Source organism: Pseudanabaena sp. 'Roaring Creek' (genome assembly GCF_001402795.1).
GTDB lineage: Bacteria > Cyanobacteriota > Cyanobacteriia > Pseudanabaenales > Pseudanabaenaceae > Pseudanabaena.
The window spans coordinates 1-6,010 of the sequence record NZ_LIRE01000462.1; the positions used below are offsets into that span (position 1 = coordinate 1).

A 6,010-nucleotide genomic window follows, 5' to 3' on the forward strand; every position below is an offset into this window, starting at 1 on the left:
TATAGTTGTTTTAAATAACTTGTAGACGGGCTTCGACTTCGCTCAGCCCTCGGTGTAAGCTAGCTGAGCGAAGTCGAAGCTGTAGTTTTTATTTGAATTATCTATAAAACCCAATAAGAGAATGGCGGCGCTTTGTGCCACCATTCTCTTATTGGGTTTATACCAAGTTAAGAAATGGCCATGCCATTTCTTAACTTGGTATAAATATTGAAGAATACTGTATCTATCGATTACATCTAAATATCGCATCTAAATATTTGACACCCCGCATGAAGTATCAAGCCCGTATATTTGTTACCTTACGTCCATCGGTTCTCGATCCCGCAGGGACTGCCGTACAGTCGGCACTTAAGCAAATGGATTATCACGTTGATTCTGTTCGCATTGGCAAGTATGTCGAAATTATCCTTGATGCTGCCGATGAAGCGGAGGCTTCGCAAAAGTTAGATGAAACCTGCGATAAATTACTGGCAAATCCTGTAATTGAGAATTATCGTTTTGAGTTAACCCCGATCGCTCAGGAGTCATAGAGATGAAATTTGGCATTCTGGTATTTCCTGGATCTAATTGCGATCGCGATGTTGCTACGGTTACTAGTGGTATTTTGCGGCAACCCACAAGGCTGATCTGGCATACCGAAACCGATATTAGCGATTGCGATACGATCGTCGTGCCTGGGGGATTTAGTTATGGTGATTACCTCCGCTGCGGTGCGATCGCAAGATTTGCACCAGTAATGCGTTCGTTACAGGAACATGCGGCAAAGGGTAAATACATCATCGGCATTTGTAACGGATTTCAAATTTTGACCGAGTCGGGGCTGCTGCCAGGAGCGTTAGTTCGCAATCGCGACTTACATTTTATTTGCGATCGCGTACCGCTAAGGGTTGAGCGCAATGACTTAATATTTACCGAAAAATACCAACAACAGCAAATCATTGCTTTGCCGATCGCCCACGGTGAAGGTTGCTACTTTGCTAATACGGATACCCTTAAGGAGCTAGAAGACCAGAATCAAATCGTTCTCCGTTATTGTGATGCGATCGGCAACGTTACCGATGAGAGTAATCCGAATGGCTCCTTGGCAAACATTGCAGGTATTTGCAATAAACAAGGTAACGTCCTCGGAATGATGCCCCACCCCGAACGAGCTGTAGAAGGAATTCTTGGTGGAACCGATGGCAAAGCCCTTTTTGCAGGTCTGCTGGAAGGATTAGGAGGTTCTTTAGTCAATGCCTAGTCTTTATCTCATTCGTCATGGCATTGCGGAGGAGCGGGAAAACTATCTTGAGGATGATACCAAGCGTCCTCTTACCGATGAGGGGCGCAAAAAAACTAAACAGGTCGCCAAGCGGCTCTACGATTTGGGTTTGCGTTTTGACCTTTTGCAAACTAGCCCATTGGTTCGCGCCCAACAAACCGCAGATATCTTTATGGATGTTTTCGGTAACTGTTCCTTGGCTCAAGAGACAGAACTTGCGCCCGAAGGGAATATCGACAGATGGTTACAGGGAATCTCGGCATGGCTTGCCCAACATCCACAACCATCCAAAGCTTCGCTAGGCATGATCGGACATGAACCAGACCTGACAACTTGGGCTGAGATGCTTATCTGGGGGGAGTCTAGAGGGGTATTGGTTCTCAAAAAGGCTGGACTGATTGGTTTATCTTTACCAGAAACTCAACCTTGGCTGGGGAATGGCGTGTTGTTTTTGTCGATTCCTCCTAAGTTATTAATATAGCTACAGTTATCTAGAGAGTTGCGGCGCGTAGCGCCGCAACTCTCTATTGGGTTTCTTAATAACTTGGCGAGACGTTTTTCATCTACAAATGCCTAATACCAATTCCCAAAAGTGTGCTTACAATTTTGGGAATTGAAAACCAAACCCAGTAAGAGTTTTAAAATCACAAAATGGCTACGCCATTTTGTGATTTGGTCTAAGTGGTTGCACGAAGCTCAACCACTTAGGCACTTGCGTTTTTACTTTATAAAGTAGTCGCATACCAATCGCGGATTAATTGGTTGACGATCGCAGGACTCTCGTCATGGGGGCAATGTCCCGCATGAATGTAATGTTCGGTCAAGGCTGGGTAACACTCGCGAAACTTGGCTCCCCTAGACCGAGAATTCATCCAAGGATCGCCTTCGCCCCAGATCGTTAATAGGGGAACTGCGATCGCCTTTAATAATTCATCCACCTTTTTACCTTGAGGGCTGCTAAATACTGAAGCAAAAACCTGTGCGGCTCCTTCATCGCAGGATGGACGATAAATCTCTTCGACCAGTTGATCGGTAACGGCGGAGCGATCTAGATATACTTTATTTAAGGTGCTGCGAATGCGAGATTTTTGACGGACAAAGGCAAATAGCAATTGATTTGCCCAAGATTGCCGCAAAACCCCCTGCAAGGTTTTAGAGATTGCCTTTTGGAGTGGATTTACTTTTTGTGAGCCGAGGGGATTGGTATCGGTAAAAGGACCAGCACTATTAAGTAAGATAACTCCTGCCACGGATTGCGGGCGATCGGCTGCAACACACAGAGCAGCATAGCCACCGAGGGAATTACCCGCGATCACCGTGGGACGTTGGATCTGGGTGGAAATAAAGTCATCAAGTTGATCGCGCCAGAGATCGCCGCTATATTCCCAAGCTGGTTTCTGCGATCGCCCAAAACCGAGCAGATCGATCGCATATACCTCAAATTCTTGACTGAGATCGGCAATATTTTTGCGCCAGTGATCGGTGGAAGCCCCAAAGCCATGCACCAAGAGCAAGGGCGGACGCTGAAGGTTAGCCCCCGCCTTCACAAAGTAAACCCTTTGGTCGCGCCACTGCCAATATTCACCTGCGATCAGTTCAGTGCTTGTAGAAATCATTTAGAAATTATTTATGTATTAATATCTACAATTGTTACATATCTTCATATATATCCTAACCTTACCGTAGGATTATGATGGCGATCCTCAAGCAGTAAATTATGAATCTTGGCAAGCGCAATCGTTTCTCCGCTAACAAAATTACCGTCCAATTGCTACGTGAGGGCATTGTCGAATCAAGCCACTCTTGTCAAGCTGCTGTCGTTGATACGAGAGGTCGCGTGCTCTCGGCAGCAGGCGATCCCCAGACGACAACCTTTGCTCGTTCTTGTCTGAAGCCCATTCAAGCTCTGCCTGTCTCGATTAGTGGCGCACAGGAGCAGTTCAACCTATCGGAAACCGACCTTGCCATAATTTGTGGTTCGCACCAAGGGACGATCGCCCAAGCCCGACAGGTTTTTAGCATTCTGTGGCGCTGCGATGTCGAGCCGAGCGCTTTGCAATGCCCAGTACCAGAATGTCAAAAAAGCCCACTGCAACACAACTGTTCTGGTAAGCACGCAGGCATGATCGCGATCTGCAAGCAACAGGGTTGGCAAATTTCATCCTATATGGATCGACATCATCCCGTGCAGAAACTTGCCTTGAATACTATGGCAGATTTGCTGCATATGCCTGCTGCGGAATTTATTTGCGCCCATGATGACTGTGGTGTGCCAACCTACCTCCTAGAAATCGGTCAATTGGCAAGGCTGTATGCCCAGCTATCAGCTCACGATCAATTACATTTAGAACGCATTGCCCGCGCGATGACCCGACATCCTGATATGGTTTCTGGGGATGGTCAATTTGATACGGAATTAATGCGGCTGACTGGGGGCGAAATTGTTAGTAAATCGGGAGCGGAAGGCGTGCAATGCATCGGTCGCATTGGCGAAGGATTGGGGCTGGCGATTAAGGTGATGGATGGATCGAAACGGGCCAAAAATGCGGTTTCTATCCACCTGCTCAAACAGTTGGGCTGGATTAGTCCGACCGTCGCCCAGAGTTTAGAAGAATCTTTTCTCTCTATCGGTAAATATAGCCGCCTTGAAGCCGTAGGTGAACTATCCCTAGCCTAAACCGCTTGGCTGATTTCGATTAAGGGACTTAATACTCCGTTTTGGATCTGACCGTTGGTACTTAGTTCGCTATGACAGAGGTAGAGGCGATCGCTAGTGCGATCGAGTAAATCCTTAATCAACCGCTGTAACCGCTGCCGATCTGCCTCGCGCTGATGTTCGATCGTCCATATCTCTCCAGTCCAATTCTTAAGAAAAAGAGGCGCACCATAGAGAGAGGCGGCTCCTCCCTGCAACCACAGGTCGGAACTAGCATCCAGCCAAAATTGCCAACGATGGGAAAGCCGAGCCATCCGATATTGAAAAATCGTCGCTAGCACGATGCTATTTTGGGGCAGATCGGGAGCATAGGGATTTGCCGTCACCGTACCCTGACGAATGAGTTGAATAAACTTTTCGAGAATGACCGCATCTTCGAGATCGAGCCGATAGCCTAATTGCCAATAGTATTGAGCAGTTTCGATCAATTCCTGTAGGGTGGCGGTATGTTCGTAATTCAGTTTGCGAGGTTTAAAGAAAGCCTGAATAGCGCGATCGATAAATAAAAGTGGCGTATCTTTAGGTGATTGCTGCTCGATCCATTGGCGCAATTTTTCATAGGTTTGAGTGGCTTCATAGCCGAGACGGTTCCACTGGTTATAGGTTTCGGCGGCTAGGAGCTGCGGACGTTCGGGATGGGGCGCATAGCAATAGTCGGCAAGCATTCCTGCTCGAACGGGGTCGATCGCTTCGGTAAGTACCACCAGCATTTCGGCAATGCGATCGCGGCTGCTAAGGTTGCCAAGGTTGGGATAGACCAGCGTAAGCAAGGTTAAAAGCGATCGCACCTGTGCCGAATGAGATAGCGGGCGCTGATCGTCTAGGGGATGGACATTAATCTCTTTTTTACGCAGGATTTCCACTAAGGCATAGTTGGCAATATTGTCTAAACCGGGGGCAATGATGGCGATCTCGTTTGGCTTAACTTCGCCAGAAGCGATCGCTGAGGCAATGGTTTCGGCAACGTTACGGAATAGTTTGGCGCGAGAAACCGATTCAATGGAACGTAGGGTGGTGTAGGGTTCCATAAACTGCAAAATTGGTTCGCTCACTAGCTGGATCGCCGAGGCGGCGATGTCAGCCCCCAAAGTGGTTTGAGAATGCGGTAAATGGATGTTTTCACATTCAGCTTTGAGTTCTTGCCAATATTGAGGATCGGCTCCCAATCCTAATCTGACTAAACCATCGGGATTAAAGGTAAAGATGCCCTGTGCGCCTTGAACGAGGATCAATCTACATAAATCGCAAGCGATCGCTGGCATCTCATCAGCGCGATCGACAATGACATATTGAAATCTCTGTTGGAGTTTGCGCTGATATTGCGAATTCGACAATAAATAATGACCGAATAGATCGGTAATAATGCCATAGGTCAGCAAACCGCGTTGCCAACAATATCCCCGCCATTCCTGTAAAGCCTCCCCGATCTCTTGCCATTGCTCGGCAATATTTTCCCCTAGCTCTTCATGATTTTCTGGGAGAATTGTCTCGATCCCAGCATTTAAAACCTTGGGGATTTCGCGGATATCGCGCCCGCCATAGGCAGCTAGGAGAAAGAGATCTAACAGTCTTCGCACGAGGCGATCGCGCCCAATGCCCTCCATCTGGAGAGTTCCTGTTTCAAGGCGATCTTTCCAGAGTATATTGGCTAATTCTTGCTCGTTCTCAACCCTTAACAGGAGCGGAAACTGGGCTTTTATCCCCAATTGCTTGACGAGCAATGTCCAAAATAAGCGAACTTCATCGCGAAAAAAGCTCAGAGGTGTGACCACGGTAACGGGGTATTGTCCGTGGGTTGCCAGCATCAATTCTTCGTTAAGCTTGCGCCTGCGTTGGGCATCAACGGTAAAAACTAAAACCTTTTGGGAAGCTGCTTGAGGGTTGGACTGGCTGGCAAAATCTCGATCGACCCAGTGGCAAAACTGCTGGCGCAAAAGCTCAGTTTTCCCGCTGCGACTACCACCTTCAATCCACAAATTCGCCATAATACCATTTAAAATAGAATTGTGCTTTTTAAAGGAAGTAAGTAGCTA

The 6,010-nt window shown here is 47.4% G+C and carries 6 protein-coding genes; 4 read left to right on the plus strand and 2 right to left on the minus strand.

The features are described 5' to 3' along the window. The first annotated feature begins 269 nt into the window (after positions 1 to 269). The 3 genes from purS to sixA are packed head-to-tail and all read left to right on the plus strand — an operon-like array spanning position 270 to position 1,742. On the plus strand, positions 270 to 530 hold the full coding sequence (gene purS, locus AC805_RS14760; protein WP_055076126.1) for a phosphoribosylformylglycinamidine synthase subunit PurS: 261 nt from the start codon (positions 270 to 272) through the stop codon (positions 528 to 530). 2 nt (positions 531 to 532) lie between these two features. Continuing rightward, complete coding sequence (gene purQ / locus AC805_RS14765) at positions 533 to 1,240, plus strand: phosphoribosylformylglycinamidine synthase subunit PurQ (protein ID WP_055076127.1); 708 nt, start codon at positions 533 to 535, stop codon at positions 1,238 to 1,240. Beyond that, positions 1,233 to 1,742 (plus strand): phosphohistidine phosphatase SixA, encoded by a 510-nt coding sequence (sixA, locus tag AC805_RS14770; RefSeq protein ID WP_055076128.1) that lies wholly within the window; start codon positions 1,233 to 1,235, stop codon positions 1,740 to 1,742. The genes purQ and sixA overlap by 8 nt, the downstream gene beginning before the upstream one ends. Positions 1,743 to 1,986: 244 nt before the next feature. Here sixA and AC805_RS14775 read toward each other — a convergent pair whose 3' ends face one another. After that, positions 1,987 to 2,877: an alpha/beta fold hydrolase gene (locus AC805_RS14775; protein ID WP_055076129.1), complete on the minus strand. Its 891-nt coding sequence runs from the start codon at positions 2,875 to 2,877 to the stop codon at positions 1,987 to 1,989. Positions 2,878 to 2,978: 101 nt separating this feature from the next. Here AC805_RS14775 and AC805_RS14780 point away from each other — a divergent pair, with 101 nt between their 5' ends. Next, positions 2,979 to 3,938 carry an asparaginase gene (locus AC805_RS14780; RefSeq protein WP_009626560.1) on the plus strand — a complete coding sequence of 320 codons (960 nt, stop codon included), beginning with the start codon at positions 2,979 to 2,981 and terminating at the stop codon, positions 3,936 to 3,938. On the opposite strand, the gene AC805_RS14785 is transcribed toward AC805_RS14780, so the two are convergent. Then, the gene (locus AC805_RS14785) at positions 3,935 to 5,962 is read right to left on the minus strand and encodes a hypothetical protein (protein WP_055076130.1); all 2,028 of its coding nucleotides are present in this window, start codon (positions 5,960 to 5,962) and stop codon (positions 3,935 to 3,937) included. The two genes, AC805_RS14780 and AC805_RS14785, sit on opposite strands and share 4 nt — an antisense overlap. Positions 5,963 to 6,010: the final 48 nt, after the last annotated feature.

Excerpts from the sequence above, each read along its gene's own strand:
- AC805_RS14775 (WP_055076129.1), bottom strand. The coding sequence starts at position 2,877 with ATGATTTCTACAAGCACTGAACTGATCGCAGGTGAATATTGGCAGTGG.
- AC805_RS14785 (WP_055076130.1), bottom strand. The coding sequence starts at position 5,962 with ATGGCGAATTTGTGGATTGAAGGTGGTAGTCGCAGCGGGAAAACTGAG.
- purS (WP_055076126.1), top strand. The coding sequence starts at position 270 with ATGAAGTATCAAGCCCGTATATTTGTTACCTTACGTCCATCGGTTCTC.
- purQ (WP_055076127.1), top strand. The coding sequence starts at position 533 with ATGAAATTTGGCATTCTGGTATTTCCTGGATCTAATTGCGATCGCGAT.
- AC805_RS14780 (WP_009626560.1), top strand. The coding sequence starts at position 2,979 with ATGAATCTTGGCAAGCGCAATCGTTTCTCCGCTAACAAAATTACCGTC.
- sixA (WP_055076128.1), top strand. The coding sequence starts at position 1,233 with ATGCCTAGTCTTTATCTCATTCGTCATGGCATTGCGGAGGAGCGGGAA.